This window comes from Pseudonocardia sp. SID8383, from assembly GCF_009864975.1.
In the GTDB taxonomy this organism is placed as follows: Bacteria; Actinomycetota; Actinomycetes; order Mycobacteriales; family Pseudonocardiaceae; genus Pseudonocardia; species Pseudonocardia alni.
In genome coordinates, this window is record NZ_WWFY01000289.1 from 1 (window position 1) to 925 (window position 925).

General features: G+C 75.1%; 1 protein-coding gene. It reads left to right on the forward strand.

All coding sequences use genetic code 11. The annotated features are described in order from the left end of the window. Positions 1 to 925 (forward strand): FUSC family protein (locus GTW08_RS06920; protein WP_202416563.1); only part of this gene is annotated, 925 nt, incomplete at both ends.

Consider the following 925-nt stretch of genomic DNA (forward strand, 5'->3'; position numbering starts at 1 on the left):
CGCCGACGCCCGCGCCGACTGGACCGCCGCCCTCGCCACGGTGCGGGAGGGCGACTCCGGCACGGTGCCGGAGGACACCGCCGCCCCGACCGTCGGGGAGGCGGCCGCGTTCGCCCCCGCGGTCCAGCTGTTCGGGGGCAACCTGCCCGGCTCGGCGGGCACGGTGACCCGGCTGCACCGCCCGCCGGACCCCGGCCGTCCCGCCTCGCGGCTGTCGCTGACCACCCGCCAGGCCGTGCAGGTCTCGGTGGCCACCGCGGTCGCGATCGCGGTGGGCGACGCACTGTCCGAGCAGCGCTACTACTGGGCGGTGCTGGCCGCGTTCATCGCCTTCACCGGCACCGCGACCGTCGCCGAGACGGTGCGCAAGGCCGCGCACCGCATCGTCGGCACCATGATCGGCCTGGTCGGCGCGATCGCGCTGGTGCCGGTGCTGGGACCCGACGTCGCCGTGGTGCTGCCGGTGATCCTGCTCAGCATCTTCGGCGCGCTCTACCTGTTCCGGCTCTCCTACGCGCTGATGATCTTCTTCATCACGCTGATGCTCGGCGAGCTCTACGCGCTGCTCGGCACCTTCACGGTGGACCTGATGGTGCTGCGCCTGGAGGAGACCGTGGTCGGTGGTCTGATCGGCTGCGCGGTCTCGGTGCTCGTGCTGCCCACCCGCACCCGGTCCGCCGCCGAGGAGGCCCGCCGCGGGCTGCTCGACGCGCTGGCCGAGCTGCTGGGCACGGTCGACCGGGCGCTGCGCCGGCCCGGCCCGTGCGAGGACCTGCGTGCCCGGTCGCGCGCACTCGACGCCGCACTGCACCAGACGCTGCTGCTGGGGCGTCCGCTGACCCGGACCTGGCTGGGCTCCACCCACCGCGACGTCGTGCACGGGCTGACCGCCTGCACCGCCGTCGCCGAACACGCGCGGCGCCTG